The 18,261-nt window shown below is 64.5% G+C and carries 14 protein-coding genes, 2 tRNA genes and 3 rRNA genes; 13 read left to right on the forward strand and 6 right to left on the reverse strand.

The annotated features are described in order from the left end of the window. Positions 1-51: 51 nt before the first annotated feature. The 3 genes from ACVCL3_RS13440 to ACVCL3_RS13450 all read right to left on the reverse strand — a co-directional run bounded on the left by ACVCL3_RS13440 (position 52) and on the right by ACVCL3_RS13450 (position 4,162). Positions 52-2,124, reverse strand: coding sequence for a sodium-translocating pyrophosphatase (locus ACVCL3_RS13440; protein WP_136257809.1), 2,073 nt, complete (start codon positions 2,122-2,124; stop codon positions 52-54). 162 nt (positions 2,125-2,286) lie between these two features. After that, positions 2,287-2,724, reverse strand: coding sequence for an RcnB family protein (locus ACVCL3_RS13445; protein ID WP_447099654.1), 438 nt, complete (start codon positions 2,722-2,724; stop codon positions 2,287-2,289). A gap of 160 nt (positions 2,725-2,884) precedes the next feature. Continuing rightward, positions 2,885-4,162, reverse strand: coding sequence for a 6-phosphofructokinase (locus ACVCL3_RS13450; RefSeq protein ID WP_447099655.1), 1,278 nt, complete (start codon positions 4,160-4,162; stop codon positions 2,885-2,887). A 189-nt stretch (positions 4,163-4,351) separates the two neighbouring features. On the opposite strand from ACVCL3_RS13450, the gene ACVCL3_RS13455 reads away from it, so the two are divergent. The 6 genes from ACVCL3_RS13455 to ACVCL3_RS13480 are packed head-to-tail and all read left to right on the forward strand — an operon-like array spanning position 4,352 to position 9,648. Next, positions 4,352-4,936: an adenylate kinase gene (locus ACVCL3_RS13455; RefSeq protein WP_027484899.1), complete on the forward strand. Its 585-nt coding sequence runs from the start codon at positions 4,352-4,354 to the stop codon at positions 4,934-4,936. A 44-nt stretch (positions 4,937-4,980) separates the two neighbouring features. Further along, entirely contained in the window at positions 4,981-6,468 is a 1,488-nt protein-coding gene (gene mpl / locus ACVCL3_RS13460; RefSeq protein ID WP_447099656.1) for a UDP-N-acetylmuramate:L-alanyl-gamma-D-glutamyl-meso-diaminopimelate ligase, read from the forward strand. Positions 6,469-6,513: 45 nt separating this feature from the next. After that, the gene (locus ACVCL3_RS13465; protein ID WP_395120264.1) at positions 6,514-7,116 is read left to right on the forward strand and encodes an LON peptidase substrate-binding domain-containing protein; all 603 of its coding nucleotides are present in this window, start codon (positions 6,514-6,516) and stop codon (positions 7,114-7,116) included. 44 nt (positions 7,117-7,160) lie between these two features. Next, positions 7,161-7,985, forward strand: a complete 825-nt coding sequence (locus ACVCL3_RS13470) for an SDR family oxidoreductase (protein ID WP_447098015.1) — start codon at positions 7,161-7,163, stop codon at positions 7,983-7,985. Continuing rightward, a complete protein-coding gene (locus tag ACVCL3_RS13475; RefSeq protein WP_447099657.1) occupies positions 7,982-9,232 on the forward strand; it encodes an acetylornithine/succinylornithine family transaminase in 1,251 nt (416 codons plus the stop codon). The genes ACVCL3_RS13470 and ACVCL3_RS13475 overlap by 4 nt, the downstream gene beginning before the upstream one ends. Further along, positions 9,229-9,648: a VOC family protein gene (locus ACVCL3_RS13480; protein ID WP_447098017.1), complete on the forward strand. Its 420-nt coding sequence runs from the start codon at positions 9,229-9,231 to the stop codon at positions 9,646-9,648. The genes ACVCL3_RS13475 and ACVCL3_RS13480 overlap by 4 nt, the downstream gene beginning before the upstream one ends. Before the next feature lies 1 nt (position 9,649). Here ACVCL3_RS13480 and hemL read toward each other — a convergent pair whose 3' ends face one another. Together hemL and thiE are read right to left on the reverse strand one after the other, a co-directional pair. Beyond that, positions 9,650-10,933 (reverse strand): glutamate-1-semialdehyde 2,1-aminomutase, encoded by a 1,284-nt coding sequence (gene hemL / locus ACVCL3_RS13485; protein ID WP_447099658.1) that lies wholly within the window; start codon positions 10,931-10,933, stop codon positions 9,650-9,652. A gap of 7 nt (positions 10,934-10,940) precedes the next feature. Beyond that, positions 10,941-11,576, reverse strand: coding sequence for a thiamine phosphate synthase (gene thiE / locus ACVCL3_RS13490; protein WP_447098019.1), 636 nt, complete (start codon positions 11,574-11,576; stop codon positions 10,941-10,943). A gap of 108 nt (positions 11,577-11,684) precedes the next feature. Here thiE and ACVCL3_RS13495 point away from each other — a divergent pair, with 108 nt between their 5' ends. Further along, positions 11,685-11,882, forward strand: a complete 198-nt coding sequence (locus ACVCL3_RS13495) for a rubredoxin (protein WP_395120258.1) — start codon at positions 11,685-11,687, stop codon at positions 11,880-11,882. Positions 11,883-11,989: 107 nt separating this feature from the next. Next, positions 11,990-12,181: a hypothetical protein gene (locus ACVCL3_RS13500; RefSeq protein ID WP_447099659.1), complete on the forward strand. Its 192-nt coding sequence runs from the start codon at positions 11,990-11,992 to the stop codon at positions 12,179-12,181. A gap of 246 nt (positions 12,182-12,427) precedes the next feature. Here ACVCL3_RS13500 and ACVCL3_RS13505 read toward each other — a convergent pair whose 3' ends face one another. Next, positions 12,428-12,622: a hypothetical protein gene (locus ACVCL3_RS13505; protein WP_395120256.1), complete on the reverse strand. Its 195-nt coding sequence runs from the start codon at positions 12,620-12,622 to the stop codon at positions 12,428-12,430. Positions 12,623-12,630: 8 nt separating this feature from the next. Between ACVCL3_RS13505 and ACVCL3_RS13510 the strand changes: the two genes are divergently transcribed. The 5 genes from ACVCL3_RS13510 (at position 12,631) to rrf (ending at position 18,047) form a co-directional block, all read left to right on the forward strand. Beyond that, positions 12,631-14,176, forward strand: a 16S ribosomal RNA gene (locus ACVCL3_RS13510). A gap of 182 nt (positions 14,177-14,358) precedes the next feature. Next, positions 14,359-14,435: transfer RNA gene (locus ACVCL3_RS13515), tRNA-Ile, on the forward strand. Positions 14,436-14,474: 39 nt separating this feature from the next. After that, positions 14,475-14,550: transfer RNA gene (locus ACVCL3_RS13520), tRNA-Ala, on the forward strand. Positions 14,551-14,752: 202 nt separating this feature from the next. Then, a 23S ribosomal RNA gene (locus tag ACVCL3_RS13525) occupies positions 14,753-17,631 on the forward strand. Between the two features lie 302 nt (positions 17,632-17,933). Continuing rightward, positions 17,934-18,047 (forward strand): 5S ribosomal RNA (rrf, locus tag ACVCL3_RS13530). Together the 16S, 23S and 5S rRNA genes with 2 tRNA genes alongside form the textbook arrangement of a ribosomal RNA operon. Positions 18,048-18,261: the final 214 nt, after the last annotated feature.

The raw sequence follows: 18,261 nt of genomic DNA on the forward strand, positions 1-18,261 counted from the left end.
GAAAATCCCGCCGCAGCGGGATTTTCGTCGAGCCGGATGGGATGGCTTCGGTTACAGCAGCGGGATCATCAGCAGCGCCACGATGTTGATGATCTTGATCAGCGGGTTCACCGCCGGGCCGGCGGTGTCCTTGTACGGGTCGCCCACGGTGTCGCCGGTGACCGCGGCCTTGTGCGCCTCGGAGCCCTTGCCGCCGTGGTGGCCGTCCTCGATGTACTTCTTGGCGTTGTCCCAGGCGCCGCCGCCGGTGGTCATCGAGATGGCCACGAACAGGCCGGTGACGATGGTGCCGATCAGCACGCCGCCGAGCGCCTTCGGCCCCAGCAGCAGGCCGACCACGATCGGCACCGCCACCGGCAGCAGCGACGGCACGATCATCTCGCGGATCGCCGACTTGGTCAGCATGTCCACCGCGCGCGAGTACTCCGGCTTGCCGGTGCCCTGCATGATGCCGGGGATGTCGCGGAACTGGCGGCGCACTTCCTCCACCACCGCGCCGGCGGCGCGGCCGACGGCCTCCATCGCCATCGCGCCGAACAGGTAGGGGATCAGGCCGCCGATCAGCAGGCCGATGATCACCATGTGGTCGGACAGGTCGAAGGTCAGCGGGGAATACGCCGTGCCCGCGGCCAATGCCTTGGCCTGGGCGGCGACGTCGAGGTTGTGCGTGTAGTCGGCGAACAGCACCAGCGCGGCCAGCGCGGCCGAGCCGATCGCATAGCCCTTGGTCACCGCCTTGGTGGTGTTGCCCACCGCGTCCAGCGGGTCGGTGACGCCGCGCACTTCCGGCGGCAGGTCGGCCATCTCGGCGATGCCGCCGGCGTTGTCGGTGATCGGGCCGTAGGCATCCAGCGCCACGATCATGCCGGCCATCGACAGCATGGCGGTGGCGGCGATCGCGATGCCGTACAGGCCACCCTGGCTGTAGGCACCCCAGATCGCCGCGCAGATCACGATCACCGGCATCGCGGTCGCTTTCATCGACACGCCGAGGCCGGCGATGATGTTGGTGCCGTGGCCGGTGGTCGAGGCCGCCGCGATGTGCTGCACCGGCTTGTACTGCGTGCCGGTGTAGTACTCGGTGATCCACACGATCAGGCCGGTCAGCACCAGCCCGATCAGCGCGCAGTGGAACAACGCGTGGCTGGAAATGACGCTGCCGTCGCCGGCGGCCAGGCCCTGCGGCAGCAGGCTGCCGGTGACGAACCAGAACGCGACCGCCGAGAGCACCGCCGACACGATCACGCCCTTGTACAGCGCGCCCATGATCGAGCCACCGGCCTTCACCCGGACGAAGAAGGTGGCGATGATCGAGGCGATGATCGACACGCCGCCGAGCAGCAGCGGGTACAGCACGGCAGCGAGGTTGTCGGCGAAGGTGAGACCGGCCAGCAGCATGGTGGCGATCACCGTCACCGCGTAGGTCTCGAACAGGTCGGCCGCCATGCCGGCGCAGTCGCCCACGTTGTCGCCCACGTTGTCGGCGATCACCGCCGGGTTGCGCGGGTCGTCCTCGGGGATGCCGGCCTCCACCTTGCCGACCAGGTCGGCGCCGACGTCCGCGCCCTTGGTGAAGATGCCGCCACCCAGGCGCGCGAAGATCGAGATCAGCGAGCTGCCGAAGGCCAGTCCGACCAGCGCGTGCAGCGCGGTCTCGCCGGTGACGCCGAAGTGGCCGAGCACCAGCCAGTAGCCGGCCACGCCGAGCAGGGCCAGGCCAACCACCAGCATGCCGGTGATCGCGCCGCCGCGGAACGCCACGTCCATCGCCGCACCGAGTCCGCTGCGCGCCGCCTCGGCGGTGCGCACGTTGGCGCGCACCGAGACGTTCATGCCGATGTAGCCGGCCGCCCCGGACAGGATCGCGCCGAGCAGGAAGCCGATCGCGGTCGGCCAGTTGAGGAAGAAACCGATCAGCAGCAGCAACACCACGCCGACCAGGCCGATGGTGGTGTACTGGCGGTTGAGGTAGGCGCGTGCGCCTTCCTGGATGGCCGCGGCGATCTCCTGCATCCGTTCGTTGCCCGGCGATTTCGCCAGGATCCAGCGCGCGGACAGCGCGCCATACAGAACCGCCACCACCGCACACGCAACGACGATCCACCAGCCATACTGCTGCAGCATCGGAGCCTCCCCATGGGTTGTAAGTGGCCGTCCGGAACGGGCGGTCCCGGGGAGTATAGGCAGAGGCGACGGCGCAGGCCGTTGTGCGGCGCAGCGCCGTCCATCAGCGAAAAGGGCCGTGCACGGATGCGCGGCCCCCGGATCGGTCAGCCTGGTGCGGACTCAGCGCAGGGCGTAGTCCAGGATGATGCCGGTGGCGATCGCGACCAGCAGGTAGTCGTTGTCCGCGCGCACCCAGTGGTAGCCGCGCGGCGGCGGGCGCAGGCGGTAGTAGCGGTAATCGCGCACGACGTAGGTCGGACCGTAGTAGCGGTGGCCGCGTTCCCAGCGATGGTGGCGCACCGGGTAATAGCGCGGGCCGGCGTAGCGGTAATCGCGGTGTCCGTAGCCATAGCGGCGGTCATCATGCCGGCGCCAGTCGCCGTGGCGGCGGTCGTCGTGCCAGCGGCGGTCGTCATGGCGGCGGTCGTGGCCACGGTCGTGACCCCGGTCGTGGTCGTATCGGCCGTGGTCGCCCGGACCGGGGCCGGGAGCGGCCAGCGCGATGCTGCCGGTGCCGAGCAGGGCGAGGGCGATGAGCAGGCGGTGGATGAGTTTCATCTCAAGTCTCCTCCCGTGGAGGGTCGTGGCCGCAACGGCACGGCGATCGACCCGGGCAGGATGGAGCGTAAGAAGCTGCGGCTGAACGCAAGCCTATGCGGGCGCCCCGGTTTTCAGGTGGCGCTCAGCACGGTGACGCCGGTCACGGAAGCCGTGGAGTTCAGCGCCCGAATGCCGCCAGCTTCTTCGTCACCGCCGTGTTCTTCAGCCGCACGTAGCGCGGCAGGCCATCCTTGCCGTAGGGCAACGGCGCCTCGCCGCGGATCAGCGGGGCGAGGTAGCGGCGGGCGGCGGCGGTGATGCCGAAGCCGTCGCGGCTGATGAAGTTCTTCGGCATCTTCTTCTCGCGGTTGGCGATCTTCGCCAGCGGCGCGGGCGCGATCTTCCAGCGGTACGGCGCGTCGGACGTGCGCACGATCACCGGCATCACCGCGTTCATCCCGGCCAACGCGTAGTCGACCGCGGCCTTGCCCACGGCGTACGCCTGCTCGGCGTCGACCTGCGAGGCGGCATGCCGCGCCGAGCGCTGCAGGTAGTCCGGCAGCGCCCAGTGGTATTTGTAGCCGAGATTTTCCTTCACCAGCGCGGCCAGCACCGGCGCCACGCCGCCGAGCTGGCTGTGGCCGAACGCGTCGCGCGTGCCGGCCTCGGCGAGGAACTGGCCGGCCGCGTTGCGCACGCCTTCGGAGGCGACCACGGTGCACCAGCCCACGCGCTCTACCGTGGCCTTCACTTTCGCCAGGAACGCCGCCTCGTCGAACGCGTTCTCGGGGAACAGGATGAGGTGAGGTGCCGCGTCCGCATCGTCGCCGGCGAGGCCCGCCGCGGCGGCGATCCAGCCGGCGTGGCGGCCCATCACCTCGAGGATGAACACCTTGGTCGAGGTCTCGGCCATCGAGGCCACGTCGAGGCTGGCCTCCAGCGTGGAGATCGCGGTGTACTTCGCCACCGAGCCGAAGCCCGGGCAGCAGTCGGTGACGGCGAGGTCGTTGTCCACCGTCTTCGGCACGCCGATGCAGCGGATGTCGTAGCCGAGCGTCTTGCCGATCTGCGAGAGTTTCAGCGCGGTGTCGGCCGAATCGTTGCCGCCGTTGTAGAGGAACCAGCGGATGTCGTGGGCGCGGAACACCTCGATCAGCCGCTCGTATTCGCCGCGGTTGTCCTCCAGCGATTTCAGCTTGTAGCGGCACGAACCGAACGCGCCGCCGGGGGTGTGGCGCAGCGCGGCGATCGCGGCGGCCGATTCCTTCGAAGTGTCGATCAGCTCCTCGCGCAGCGCGCCAAGGATGCCGTTGCGCGCGGCGTACACCTTCACGCCCTTGCCGCGGGCGGCCTCGATCACGCCGGCGGCGGTGGCGTTGATCACCGCGGTGACGCCGCCGGACTGGGCGTACAGCAGGTTGCCGGTGACGGCGGGGGAACGGCGGCTCGGGCTCATGGGATCCTCGATAGGGCAGTGGAAGCGTGGCAACGGTGCCGGCAAATCTTTTTATGCAACAAATACTTGGCCGGATGCGACGAAGGTCGCTGTTTGACGGCACCCGGTGCAGCGGCTAATTTGACGGCAATTTCGTGCATCGGGCGGGCTGCTGCAGCGTGCGGCGACCCGCCGAACTCGTGGAGCATTATGCGACTCGTCCTACTTGGCGCGCCCGGTTCGGGCAAAGGTACGCAGGCGGCCCGGCTGAAAACGGCGCTGGGCGTTCCGCATATCTCGACCGGCGACATGCTGCGCGCCGCCGTCGCCGCGGGCACCGCGATGGGGCTCAAGGCCAAGGCGGTGATGGACGCCGGCCAGCTGGTCTCCGACGACATCCTGCTCGGCATGCTGGAAGAGCGCCTGGCCCAGGCCGACGCGAAGGCCGGCTTCATCCTCGACGGCTACCCGCGCAACCTGGCCCAGGCCGACGCGCTCGACCACCTGCTGGCCAAGCTCGGCCAGCCGCTGGACGCGGTGGTGAAGCTGGAGGTGCCGAACCAGGCGATCATCGGCCGCTGCGAAATCCGCTTCAAGGCGGAGGGCCGCGCCGACGACAACCCGGACACCGTGCGCAAGCGCCTGGCCATCTATGCCGAGCAGACCGCGCCGGTGGCGGATTTCTACGCCGGCCGCGGCAAGCTGCAGGTGGTGGACGGCGTCGGCGAGCTGGCCGAGGTCACCGCGCGGATCGAGCGCGCGCTGCAGAACGAAGCTGCCGCCGCGAACGGCTGAGCGCTTCCCGCTCCGGCGGAGCGGATTTCACGGAGTCGCTCGGCATGCGTCTGCACATCCTCGGCATCTGCGGCACCTTCATGGGCGGCGTCGCCGCGCTCGCGCGCGAACTGGGCCACACGGTCGAAGGTTCCGACGCGAACGTCTATCCGCCGATGAGCACCCAGCTGGAGGCGCTCGGCATCGGCCTGATGAGCGGCTACGCCGCCGAACACCTGCAGCCCGGGCCCGATCACGCCAGGCCCGACCTGGTGGTGGTCGGCAATGCGATGACGCGCGGCAATCCGGCCGTCGAGTACCTGCTCGATGCGCGCCTGCGCTACGTCTCCGGCCCGCAGTGGCTGGGCGAGACGGTGCTGGCCGAGCGCGACGTGCTGGCGGTGGCCGGCACCCACGGCAAGACCACCACCACCAGCCTGCTGGCGCATTTGCTGGAGAGTGCGGGGATGGCGCCGGGGTTTCTGGTCGGCGGCGTGCCGGGGAATTTCGGGGTGTCGGCGAGGCTGGGGAGCACATCGGGACACGCAAGCCCCGGACCCTCATCCGGCGCTGCGCGCCACCTTCTCACCCGCGAGGGGACTCCCCAAGGGTCGCCGGCGGGAGAAGGGAGTGTCGTGCCGCCGGTGGCGGCGCCATTTGTGATTGAAGCGGACGAGTACGACACCGCGTTCTTCGACAAGCGCTCGAAGTTCGTGCACTACCGCCCGCGCATCGCCATCCTCAACAACCTCGAGTACGACCACGCGGACATCTTCCCCGACGTGGCCGCGATCCAGCGCCAGTTCCATCACCTGGTGCGCACCGTGCCGGGCAACGGCCGGCTGATCGTCAATGCGCACGACGAGCGCCTCGCCGAGGTGCTGACGATGGGCTGCTGGACGCCGGTGGAAACCTTCGGCATCGGCCGCGGCGACTGGCAGGCCACGCTGATCGAGGCGGACGGCTCGGCGTTCGCGGTGCACCGCGGCGGCGAGCGGCTCGGCGAGGTGCGCTGGCCGCTGCTGGGCCAGCACAGCGTGATGAACGCGCTGGCCGCGCTGGCCGCGGCGACGGCCGCCGGCGCCGATCCGCGTGCGCTGCTGCCGGCGTTCGCCAACTTCGAGAGCGTGAAGCGACGGATGGAACTGGTCGGCGAAGTGAATGGCGTGCGCGTGTACGACGACTTTGCCCATCACCCCACCGCGATCGCCACCACCCTGGCCGGGCTGCGCGCGAAGGTCGGCGACGCGCGCATTCTGGTGGCGCTGGAGCCGCGTTCCAACTCGATGCGGCAGGGCGCGCATGCGGAGGCGCTGGCGCCGTCGCTGGCCGACGCCGATGGCGTGTTGATCCTCCAGCGTGCCGAGTTGCCGTGGGACGCCGGTGCGGTGACGGCAGCCCTCGGCGGCCGCGGCGCCGCGGTGCCGACCGTCGACGCGCTGATCGCCGAGTTGGGTCGGCAGGTGCGGCCGGGCGACCAGGTGGTGTTCATGTCCAACGGCGGTTTCGAGGCTGCGCCGCGGCGCTTCGTCGAACGTTTGCGCGGCGCCTGACGCTGCGCGCAGACCGGCGTGGTGGGCACTGGGTACACTCGGCCGATGGCCGTCAAATCCGAGCTGCTCGACATCCCGCTGTTCCCGCTCTCCTCCGTGCTGTTTCCCGGTGGGCGGCTGCACCTGCGCATCTTCGAGCCGCGTTATCTGGATCTGGTGCGCGAATGCTGCCGTGACGGCAGCCCGTTCGGCGTGTGCCTGATCCTGGCCGGGCGCGAGACTGGCGAGCCGGCCGTGCCGGCGGCGATCGGCACGTTGGCGCGCATCAGCGATTTCCAGCGCGACGAGAACGGCCTGCTCGGCATCGTGGCCGAAGGGGGTGCGCGCTTTCGCGTTTCGCGCAGCCGCGCGCGCGCCGATGGCCAGTTGCGCGGCAACGCCGAACGCTGGCCCGGCGAGCCGGTGCAGGAGGTGCCGGTGGAGTTCGCCCTGCTGCAGAGCATCCTCGAACGACTGATCGAGACGATGGCGCCGCATTGGCGGCATGCCGCGCGCAGCGACTACGAAGATGCCAGTTGGCTGGGTTTTCGCCTGGCCGAGCTGCTGCCGCTGGACACCGGCGAACAACAGCGCATGCTGGAGTTGACCGATCCGTTGCAGCGCCTGGCCGAGCTGCGCGACATCCTGCCGCGCTTCCAGAAGGCGTGAGCGGCCCGGCTACACTGGACGTTCATCCCATGGAGTCGATTCGCATGAGTTCGCTCGCTGGCAAGACCTTGTTCATCACCGGCGCCTCGCGCGGCATCGGCCTGGCGATTGCGCGCCGGGCCGCACGCGACGGCGCCAACATCGTGATCGCGGCCAAGAGCGCGGTGCCCAATCCCAAGCTGCCCGGCACCATCCACACCGCTGCGGCCGACATCGAAGCGGCGGGCGGTCGTGCGCTGGCGCTGCAGGTGGACATCCGCGAGGAGGCCGAGGTGGTCGCCGCGGCGGCGCGGGCGGCGGAGCATTTCGGCGGCATCGACATCGTGGTCAACAACGCCAGCGCGATCTGGCTGGCCGGCACCGAAGGCACGCCGATGAAGCGCTTCGACCTGATGCACCAGGTCAACACCCGCGGCACCTTCCTGGTCACCCAGGCCTGCCTGCCGTACCTGAAGAAAGCGACCAACCCGCATGTGCTGATGCTGTCGCCGCCGCCCAGCCTCGATCCGAAATGGTTCGCCCCGCATGTCGCCTACACCATCGCCAAGATGGGCATGAGCCTGTGCGTGCTGGGCATGAGCGCCGAGTTCGCCCCGCTCGGCATCGCGGTCAACGCGCTGTGGCCGCGCACGGTAATCGCCACCGCCGCGATTGCGATGATCGACGGCGTCACCGCCGGGCAGTGCCGCCGTCCGGAGATCGTGGCCGATGCCGCCCACGCCATCCTGACCCGGCCGGCCCGCGACTACACCGGCCATTTCGCGATCGACGACGAAGTGCTGCGCGAAACCGGCGTGACCGATTTCGACCAGTACGCCGTCGAGCCCGGCGCCGAGCTGTTGCCGGACCTGTTCCTGGAGCGCTCATGAGCTCGCCCGAACAGGAACTGCTGGACCTCGGCAAGCGTTACTGGCTGCCGGTCTACAAGCCGCGCGAGCTGGTGCTCGATCACGGTCGCGGGTCGCGCGTGTGGGACACGCAGGGCCGCGACTACATCGACTTCGGCGCCGGCATCGCGGTGAACTCGCTGGGACACCAGGACCCGGATCTGCTCGCTGCGCTGGCCACTCAGGCGCACAAGCTGTGGCACGCCAGCAACGTGTTCTACACCGAGCCGCCGCTGCGCCTGGCCGAGGAACTGGTCGTGGCTTCGGGTTTCGCCGAGCGCGTATTCCTGTGCAACTCCGGTGCGGAGGCGAACGAGGCGGCGATCAAGCTGGTGCGCCGCTGGGCGGCTGCGCAGGGGCGCCCGGTGGAGCGACGCATCATCGTCACCTTCAAGGGTTCCTTCCACGGTCGCACGCTGGCCACGGTGACCGCGACGGCGCAGCCGAAATACCAGGCCGGATACGAGCCGTTGCCTGCCGGCTTTCGCTACCTCGACTACAACGACACGGCAGCGCTGGAACTGGCCTTCGAGGCCGGCGGCATTGCCGCCGTGATGCTGGAGCCCATCCAGGGCGAAGGCGGTGTGGTGCCGGCGGCGCCGGGTTTCCTCGAACGCGTGCGCGAGCTGTGCGACGAGCACGACGCCTTGCTCGTGCTGGACGAAATCCAGTGCGGCATGGGCCGCACCGGCGAGCTGTTCGCGCACGGCCAGGTCAAGCCGGACATCATCACCCTGGCCAAGGCCCTGGGCTGCGGTTTCCCCATCGGCGCCATGCTGGCGGGACCGAAAGTGGCCGACACGATGCAGTACGGGTCGCACGGCACCACCTTCGGCGGCAATCCGATGGCCGCCGCGGTGGCGCGCGTGGCGCTGGCCAAGCTGGCCTCGCCGGCGATCCTTGCCAACGTCGAGCGCCAGGCCAACGATTTGCGCGCGGGCCTGGCCCGGATCAACCAGCAACTGGCACTGTTCGACGAAGTGCGCGGGCGTGGCCTGATGATCGGTGCCGTGCTGGCGGATGCTTACAAGGGCAGGGCCGGCGACATCCTCGACCACGCCGCGGCTCGCGGCTTGCTGCTGTTGCAGGCCGGCGCGGACGTGCTGCGCTTCGTGCCGCCGTTGTCCATCACCGACGAGGAACTGGCCGAAGGCCTTTCCCGCCTGCACCACGCGTTGAACGATTTCGTCGCAGGCGGGAAACCCGCGACAGACAGGAGTGGACCATGAAATATCTGCACACCATGGTGCGCGTGCGCGACATCGATGCCTCGCTGCGCTTCTACTGCGAAGGTCTGGGTCTGCGTGAAGTGCGCCGCATGGAAAACGCCCAGGGCCAGTTCACCCTGGTATTCCTGGCTGCGCCGGACAGCCCCGAGGCGGAAATCGAGCTGACGTACAACTGGGGTTCCACCGAGGATTACGGCAGCGCGCGCAACTTCGGCCACCTCGCCTTCCGGGTGGAGGACATCTACGCCACCTGCCAGCGGTTGCTGGACATGGGTTACACCATCCATCGCCCGCCGCGCGACGGCCACATGGCGTTCGTGCGTTCGCCCGACCTGGTTTCCGTCGAACTGCTGCAGGAAGGCCACTTGCCGCCGCGCGAACCGTGGGCGTCCATGCCCAACACCGGCAGCTGGTGAATCAGCCGCGCGCGTCGCGCAGGGCGCCGCGTGCAGCCTCCAGGGTATCGGCGATGTCCTGGTCGCTGTGTGCGCTGGACATGAACCCCGCCTCGAAAGCGGAAGGCGCCAGATACACGCCGCGCTTCAGCATGCCGTGGAAAAAGCGATTGAACAGCGTAACGTCGGCGGCCGTGGCCTGCGCGTAGCTGTTCACTCGCCCGGCGCTGAAGAACAGGCCGAACATGCCGCCCACGCGGTTCGTGCTGAACGCCACGCCCTCGCCGTCGGCGACCGATTGCAGGCCGTCGCAGAGCAGACGCGTGCGCGCGGCCAGACGATCATGGAAGCCGGGCGCCTGGATCAGCTCCAGCATCGCCAGGCCCGCGGCCATCGCCACCGGATTGCCGCTGAGCGTGCCGGCCTGGTAGATCGGGCCCGACGGAGCAATCTGCTCCATCAGGTCCCTGCGGCCGCCGTAGGCGCCGACCGGCATGCCGCCGCCGATGATCTTGCCGAACGTGGTCAGGTCCGGCGTGACGCCGTAATGCGCCTGCGCGCCGCCCAGCGCCACCCGGAAACCGGTCATCACCTCGTCGAAGATCAGCACGGCACCATGTCGTGTGCACAGTTCGCGCAGGCCTTGCAGATAGCCGTCCACCGGCGGGATGCAGTTCATGTTGCCGGCAACCGGCTCGATGATCAGCCCGGCGATCTCGTCGCCCAGTTCGGCGAACAGCGCCTGCGCGGCAGCGAGGTCGTTGTACGGCAGGGTGAGCGTGAGATCCGCATTTGCCTTCGGCACGCCCGGCGAGGTCGGCACGCCGAAGGTCAGCGCACCGGAGCCGGCCTTGACCAGGAAGCTGTCGCCGTGGCCGTGGTAGCAGCCCTCGAACTTCACGATCTTGCTGCGGCCGGTGGCGCCGCGGGCGAGCCGGATCGCCGACATGGTCGCCTCGGTGCCGGAATTGACCATGCGCACCATCTCGATCGACGGGATCAACCGCGTGATCGTTTCGGCCATCACCACTTCGGCTGCGCACGGCGTGCCGAAGGAAAGGCCGTCACGCACCGCGCGTTCCACCGCCTCGCGCACGGCGGGATGGTTGTGGCCGACGATCATCGGGCCCCACGAGCCGACATAGTCGATGTAGCGCGTCCCTTCGACATCCCACAGATACGCGCCATCGGCGCGGGCGGTAAAGAACGGTTCGCCGCCGACCGACTTGAATGCGCGCACCGGCGAATTCACGCCGCCGGGCAACAACGGAAGGGCGCGCTGGAACAGTTCGTGGTTGGTCGTCATCGGATTCTCAAGGATTGGGCGAGGGAAACAGCCGGGCGAAACGCTGAGCCGCGTCGCGCACGTCGGGCGCAGCGAACAGGGAGGAAATCGAAGCCACGTAATCGGCGCCGGCCTCGATCAGCAAGGCAGCATTGTCCGGCGTGATGCCGCCGATCGCCACCCGTGCCACGCCCAGCGCGGCGCTTTGCCTCAGCAGATCCACCGGGGCGATCGTTGCCTGCGGCTTGGTCGGCGACGGATACATCGCACCGAACGATACGTAACTGGCGCCGGCCTGTGCCGCGCTGCGCGCGTCGGCGAGCGAGTCGCGACAGGCGACGCCGATGATGGCGGTTGGGCCAAGGCGTTCGCGGGCCGTGCGGATTGTGTCGACCGAGTGCGCCAGATGCACGCCATCGGCACCGACGGCCTGCGCCAGCGCCGCGTCCTCGTGGATGATCAGCGGCACAGCATGCCGCCGGCACAATTGCGCGATCGCCGTGGCCTCGGCGTGGCGGCGCACATCGCCGGGCTCCTCGTCCAGATATTGCAGCAGCCGTGCGCCGCCGGCCAGCGCCTGTGCCACCACGTCGAGCAGGTCGGGGCGCGGTCCGTTGGTGATCGCGTACAGGCCACGTTGTGCGAGCGTAGTGGGGTGTTTCATGGGCGGATTTCCGAGTGGCGTGAAGATGGCCGGATCATTGTCGTGCTTTCGCATTGTCGGTCGAGTTGCGAGAATGTCCTATTCCCAGTCATCCGAAGAAGCCCGACCATGAGCCAGAGTTCCCCCGGTGCCGCTGCCACGCGCAAATGGATGTGCGTCGTATGCGGCTACATCTACGATGAATCGCAGGGCGTCCCCGACGAGGGCATCCCGGCAGGCACGCGCTGGGAAGACGTACCCGAGACCTGGACCTGCCCGGATTGCGGCACGACCAAGGACGACTTCGAGATGATCGAGATCGACTAAGCGCAGCGTTGCGCCCGCAAACGGCCAGACCCTGCCGGCGAACTGGCCGCGCCGACTGCTCTGATGAACTCGCGCACGGATGGTGCGCGCCGGATCAGGAGCATCCCATGCTGCGGTTCATTCCCTTCGAAGATGACTGGGACGCGTTCGAACGCATGCGCCCGGAAGATTTCATCCCCTATCGAGTCGGCTTGCTGCCTGAACCGGCGCTCGCGACTCCGCCCACGCGCGCCGTGGCGCTGTCGCAGGAGACCTGTCCGGCGCGGCCGCTGTTTTCGCGTGGCGCTGCGGGATCCTGATGCAGGCCAACCCTCTGCGCGATGGTGCGGCGAGGCCGTTCCACGGCCCTCGGCGCTCCATTGCCTGGAAGAAACTGTACGCAGACCCTTCCCACGAACGCCGCGGGGCGCTATCATGCTCGCCCCTTCGACGACAGGCCCTGTCGGCGAAGATTCCGCAACAAAACACCGTCGAAATTTTTCCATCGAGGGTGTTGACGGTCTCGGAAAGCGATGTAGAATGGGCGGCTCACCCGGGACGAAAGGTCACGGGGCGATCACCGAAAGGCGGTCGGGCAGCGAAGATCTTTGACAGTGTGCGCAGGTGAATTGTGTGGACGTCTTGCGTTGATGGGTCGTGACCTGTCCAAGCAATGCAAGCGTCCCACCAAGTAAAAAGTCAGTAATGAGTTTTGATTGGTTGGGAACATACGCTTCGGAAAGATAGATGGCTTCGGTCATCGAAAACTTAAGTGAAGAGTTTGATCCTGGCTCAGATTGAACGCTGGCGGCATGCCTAACACATGCAAGTCGAACGGCAGCACAGAGGAGCTTGCTCCTTGGGTGGCGAGTGGCGGACGGGTGAGTAATGCATCGGGATCTACCCTGACGTGGGGGATAACCTCGGGAAACCGGGACTAATACCGCATACGTCCTACGGGAGAAAGCGGGGGACCTTTTAGGCCTCGCGCGGCAGGACGAACCGATGTGCGATTAGCTAGTTGGCGGGGTAATGGCCCACCAAGGCGACGATCGCTAGCTGGTCTGAGAGGATGATCAGCCACACTGGGACTGAGACACGGCCCAGACTCCTACGGGAGGCAGCAGTGGGGAATATTGGACAATGGGCGCAAGCCTGATCCAGCAATGCCGCGTGTGTGAAGAAGGCCTTCGGGTTGTAAAGCACTTTTATCAGGAGCGAAATCTGCATGCTTAATACGTGTGCAGTCTGACGGTACCTGAGGAATAAGCACCGGCTAACTTCGTGCCAGCAGCCGCGGTAATACGAAGGGTGCAAGCGTTAATCGGAATTACTGGGCGTAAAGGGTGCGTAGGCGGTTCGTTAAGTCTGTCGTGAAATCCCCGGGCTCAACCTGGGAATGGCGATGGATACTGGCGAGCTAGAGTGTGTCAGAGGATGGTGGAATTCCCGGTGTAGCGGTGAAATGCGTAGAGATCGGGAGGAACATCAGTGGCGAAGGCGGCCATCTGGGACAACACTGACGCTGAAGCACGAAAGCGTGGGGAGCAAACAGGATTAGATACCCTGGTAGTCCACGCCCTAAACGATGCGAACTGGATGTTGGTCTCAACTCGGAGATCAGTGTCGAAGCTAACGCGTTAAGTTCGCCGCCTGGGGAGTACGGTCGCAAGACTGAAACTCAAAGGAATTGACGGGGGCCCGCACAAGCGGTGGAGTATGTGGTTTAATTCGATGCAACGCGAAGAACCTTACCTGGCCTTGACATGTCCGGAATCCTGCAGAGATGCGGGAGTGCCTTCGGGAATCGGAACACAGGTGCTGCATGGCTGTCGTCAGCTCGTGTCGTGAGATGTTGGGTTAAGTCCCGCAACGAGCGCAACCCTTGTCCTTAGTTGCCAGCGAGTAATGTCGGGAACTCTAAGGAGACTGCCGGTGACAAACCGGAGGAAGGTGGGGATGACGTCAAGTCCTCATGGCCCTTACGGCCAGGGCTACACACGTACTACAATGGTCGGTACAGAGGGTTGCAATACCGCGAGGTGGAGCCAATCCCAGAAAGCCGATCCCAGTCCGGATTGGAGTCTGCAACTCGACTCCATGAAGTCGGAATCGCTAGTAATCGCGGATCAGCTATGCCGCGGTGAATACGTTCCCGGGCCTTGTACACACCGCCCGTCACACCATGGGAGTGGGTTGCTCCAGAAGGCGTTAGTCTAACCGCAAGGAGGACGACGCCCACGGAGTGGTTCATGACTGGGGTGAAGTCGTAACAAGGTAGCCGTATCGGAAGGTGCGGCTGGATCACCTCCTTTCGAGAACGACACGTCGCACCAATCGGTGCAAGACGTCCACACAAGACACCTGTATTTTACGCAAAGTCCCTTTTGCGAAGAGCGAACATCAAGACCGGCCATCCGTGGCCGGACTCTTCAACAAAAGCTGCTCCGAACGGAAGTTCGAGAGAGGCTGGTGTAGGTTCTGGGGCTCGATCTCTGGGTCTGTAGCTCAGGTGGTTAGAGCGCACCCCTGATAAGGGTGAGGCCGGTGGTTCGAGTCCACCCAGACCCACCATTGTTCCGAGGTTCGGAACAATCCGGATATCCCTTCGACGGGGCCTTAGCTCAGCTGGGAGAGCACCTGCTTTGCAAGCAGGGGGTCATCGGTTCGATCCCGATAGGCTCCACCAGGATGTCGCTGCGTAAAATATCAGCACACAAAAGATTTGAAATCGACCGGCATTGAGGCCGGCACGATGTTCTTTGAAAACACGTAAACGAGTGACAAGCGTCTTGGTTCGAACCGAACCGAGGCAAGTGTTAAGGCACGAAACGAAGTAACTTGGCTGCCCCTGAGGAGGGGGCGTGCCCCGAGGCGACTTGGGGTTATATGGTCAAGCGACTAAGCGTATACGGTGGATGCCTTGGCAGTCAGAGGCGATGAAGGACGTGGCAGCCTGCGAAAAGTGTCGGGGAGCTGGCAACAAGCTTTGATCCGGCAATGTCCGAATGGGGAAACCCACCGCGCAAGCGGTATTGCATGATGAATACATAGTCATGCAAGGCGAACCCGGGGAACTGAAATATCTAAGTACCCGGAGGAAAAGAAATCAACCGAGATTCCGTCAGTAGCGACGAGCGAACGCGGACTAGCCCAAAAGTATCTTGTGTTTTAGTCAAACGGCATGGAAAGGCCGGCCATAGATGGTGATAGCCCAGTCGACGAAAGGGCACTTGATATGAAATTGAGTAAGGCGGGGCACGTGAAACCTTGTCTGAACATGGGGGGACCATCCTCCAAGGCTAAATACTCCTGACTGACCGATAGCGAACTAGTACCGTGAGGGAAAGGCGAAAAGAACCCCGGAGAGGGGAGTGAAATAGACCCTGAAACCGTATACGTACAAGCAGTGGAAGCCCGCAAGGGTGACTGCGTACCTTTTGTATAATGGGTCAGCGACTTACTGTCTGTGGCAAGCTTAACCGTATAGGGGAGGCGAAGAGAAATCGAGTCTGAATAGGGCGCATAGTCTCAGGCAGTAGACCCGAAACCGAGTGATCTATCCTTGGCCAGGTTGAAGGTGCGGTAACACGCACTGGAGGACCGAACCCACATCTGTTGCAATAGATGGGGATGAGCTGAGGATAGGAGTGAAAGGCTAAACAAACTCGGAGATAGCTGGTTCTCCTCGAAAGCTATTTAGGTAGCGCCTCGGACGAATCTTCCTGGGGGTAGAGCACTGTTATGGCTAGCGGGTCATCGCGACTTAGCAAACCATGGCAAACTCCGAATACCAGGACAGACTATCCGGGAGACACACGGCGGGTGCTAACGTCCGTCGTGAAAAGGGAAACAACCCAGACCCGCAGCTAAGGTCCCCAAGTTCTAGCTAAGTGGAAAACGATGTGGAAAGGCATAGACAGCCAGGAGGTTGGCTTAGAAGCAGCCATCCTTTAAAGAAAGCGTAATAGCTCACTGGTCGAGTCGGTCTGCGCGGAAGATTTAACGGGGCTAAGCTAGACACCGAAGCTCGGGGTGCACAGCAATGTGCGCGGTAGAGGAGCGTTCCGTAAGCCTGTGAAGGTGGATTGTAAAGTCTGCTGGAGGTATCGGAAGTGCGAATGCTGACATGAGTAACGATAAGGGGGGTGAAAAGCCCCCCCGCCGAAAGCCCAAGGTTTCCTCGCGCAACGTTCATCGGCGCAGGGTGAGTCGGCCCCTAAGGCGAGGCAGAAATGCGTAGTCGATGGGAAGCGGGTTAATATTCCCGCACTTTTCTACAGTGCGATGTGGGGACGGAGAAAGTTAGGTCTACCGGGCGTTGGTTGTCCCGGGGAAAGGAGGTAGGCATGGATCTTTGGCAAATCCGGGATCCTTTATGCCGAGCACTTATGACGAGCCCTTTTGGGCGAAGTGACTGATACTACGCTTCCAGGAAAAGCCACTAAGCTTCAGCTGTAGAAGAACCGTACCGTAAACCGACACTGGTAGGCAGGGTGAGAATCCCAAGGCGCTTGAGAGAACTCGGGTGAAGGAACTAGGCAAAATGGCACCGTAACTTCGGGAGAAGGTGCGCCCATCAGTGTGGCTACATGCGTAGCTGAGCACCGATGGGTCGCAGTAACCTGGCCGCTGCGACTGTTTATCAAAAACACAGCACTCTGCAAACACGAAAGTGGACGTATAGGGTGTGACGCCTGCCCGGTGCTGGAAGGTTAATTGATGGGGTCAGCCGCAAGGCGAAGCTCTTGATCGAAGCCCCAGTAAACGGCGGCCGTAACTATAACGGTCCTAAGGTAGCGAAATTCCTTGTCGGGTAAGTTCCGACCTGCACGAATGGCGTAACGACAGCGGCGCTGTCTCCACCCGAGACTCAGTGAAATTGAATTCGCTGTGAAGATGCAGCGTTCCCGCGGCAAGACGGAAAGACCCCGTGAACCTTTACTATAGCTTTACACTGAACGTTGAGTTCTTCTGTGTAGGATAGGTGGGAGGCTTTGAAACCAGGACGCCAGTTCTGGTGGAGCCATCCTTGAAATACCACCCTGAAGTGCTTGACGTTCTAACCTCGATCCGTAATCCGGATCAGGGACCGTGTATGGTGGGTAGTTTGACTGGGGCGGTCTCCTCCCAAAGAGTAACGGAGGAGCACGAAGGTACGCTCAGCGCGGTCGGACATCGCGCACTGTGTGCAAAGGCATAAGCGTGCTTGACTGCGAGATCGACGGATCAAGCAGGTACGAAAGTAGGTCTTAGTGATCCGGTGGTTCTGTATGGAAGGGCCATCGCTCAACGGATAAAAGGTACTCCGGGGATAACAGGCTGATACCGCCCAAGAGTTCATATCGACGGCGGTGTTTGGCACCTCGATGTCGGCTCATCACATCCTGGGGCTGTAGCCGGTCCCAAGGGTATGGCTGTTCGCCATTTAAAGTGGTACGCGAGCTGGGTTCAGAACGTCGTGAGACAGTTCGGTCCCTATCTGTCGTGGGCGTTGGAGATTTGAGGGGGGCTGCTCCTAGTACGAGAGGACCGGAGTGGACGTTCCGCTGGTGTTCGGGTTGTCATGCCAATGGCATTGCCCGGTAGCTATGAACGGAAGTGATAACCGCTGAAAGCATCTAAGCGGGAAGCACGCCCCAAGATGAGATCTCCCGAGAGCTTGACTCTCCTGAAGGCACCATCAAGACCAGGTGGTTGATAGGCAGGATGTGGAAGCGCAGCAATGCGTTGAGCTTACCTGTACTAATGAGCCGTGCGGCTTGACCATATAACCCCAAGTGGCTTTGTTTGACGCAGGTCCCTCTGCGGAGCCACCGGCCATCCCTGGCCGGACTCTTCAAAGGAGCCGCCTCGAGCACTGTCTCGAAACGGTTGAATTTCACCTCGACGCTTGTCACTCGTTTACGATTTATCTCACGTGAGATCCCTCTCACGGAAAGAAGAGTCAACACCCCGCCATCCATGGCGGACTCTTCAACACCTCGAGGGATCTTTCGCGGAAGAGCCGTCCGTCAGGGCCGCCTCTTCAGAAACGTGGAGCTGGCGCACGCGCGCTGCTCCCACCCCTTCCCTGGCGGCCATAGCGGCGTGGTCCCACCTGATCCCATCCCGAACTCAGAAGTGAAACGCGCATGCGCCGATGGTAGTGTGGCTTTGCCATGCAAGAGTAGGTCACCGCCAGGGGCTTTATCCCGAAACACCCTCACCGGCAACGGTGGGGGTTTTTCTTTTCTGCCGCCGCCACCGCCGCCCGCAACCTGCAACAGGTCACCGCCAGGGAGTTCGTTCTCGAGGTGGACCTGCGCTCGGGTGGCAAGCGCCGCCCATCCCGCGATCAACCCGCTACGTTCCTGGCAAAACAGGAGCAAAGCTGTGCCGGGAAGGCCGTTCCATGACA

The organism is Rhodanobacter sp. UC4437_H4 (genome assembly GCF_052978425.1).

Bases quoted from the DNA above. Each gene is read 5' to 3' on its own strand.
- ACVCL3_RS13440 (WP_136257809.1), bottom strand. From the start codon at position 2,124: ATGCTGCAGCAGTATGGCTGGTGGATCGTCGTTGCGTGTGCGGTGGTG.
- ACVCL3_RS13445 (WP_447099654.1), bottom strand. From the start codon at position 2,724: ATGAAACTCATCCACCGCCTGCTCATCGCCCTCGCCCTGCTCGGCACC.
- ACVCL3_RS13450 (WP_447099655.1), bottom strand. From the start codon at position 4,162: ATGAGCCCGAGCCGCCGTTCCCCCGCCGTCACCGGCAACCTGCTGTAC.
- ACVCL3_RS13455 (WP_027484899.1), top strand. From the start codon at position 4,352: ATGCGACTCGTCCTACTTGGCGCGCCCGGTTCGGGCAAAGGTACGCAG.
- mpl (WP_447099656.1), top strand. From the start codon at position 4,981: ATGCGTCTGCACATCCTCGGCATCTGCGGCACCTTCATGGGCGGCGTC.
- ACVCL3_RS13465 (WP_395120264.1), top strand. From the start codon at position 6,514: ATGGCCGTCAAATCCGAGCTGCTCGACATCCCGCTGTTCCCGCTCTCC.
- ACVCL3_RS13470 (WP_447098015.1), top strand. From the start codon at position 7,161: ATGAGTTCGCTCGCTGGCAAGACCTTGTTCATCACCGGCGCCTCGCGC.
- ACVCL3_RS13475 (WP_447099657.1), top strand. From the start codon at position 7,982: ATGAGCTCGCCCGAACAGGAACTGCTGGACCTCGGCAAGCGTTACTGG.
- ACVCL3_RS13480 (WP_447098017.1), top strand. From the start codon at position 9,229: ATGAAATATCTGCACACCATGGTGCGCGTGCGCGACATCGATGCCTCG.
- hemL (WP_447099658.1), bottom strand. From the start codon at position 10,933: ATGACGACCAACCACGAACTGTTCCAGCGCGCCCTTCCGTTGTTGCCC.
- thiE (WP_447098019.1), bottom strand. From the start codon at position 11,576: ATGAAACACCCCACTACGCTCGCACAACGTGGCCTGTACGCGATCACC.
- ACVCL3_RS13495 (WP_395120258.1), top strand. From the start codon at position 11,685: ATGAGCCAGAGTTCCCCCGGTGCCGCTGCCACGCGCAAATGGATGTGC.
- ACVCL3_RS13500 (WP_447099659.1), top strand. From the start codon at position 11,990: ATGCTGCGGTTCATTCCCTTCGAAGATGACTGGGACGCGTTCGAACGC.
- ACVCL3_RS13505 (WP_395120256.1), bottom strand. From the start codon at position 12,622: ATGACCGAAGCCATCTATCTTTCCGAAGCGTATGTTCCCAACCAATCA.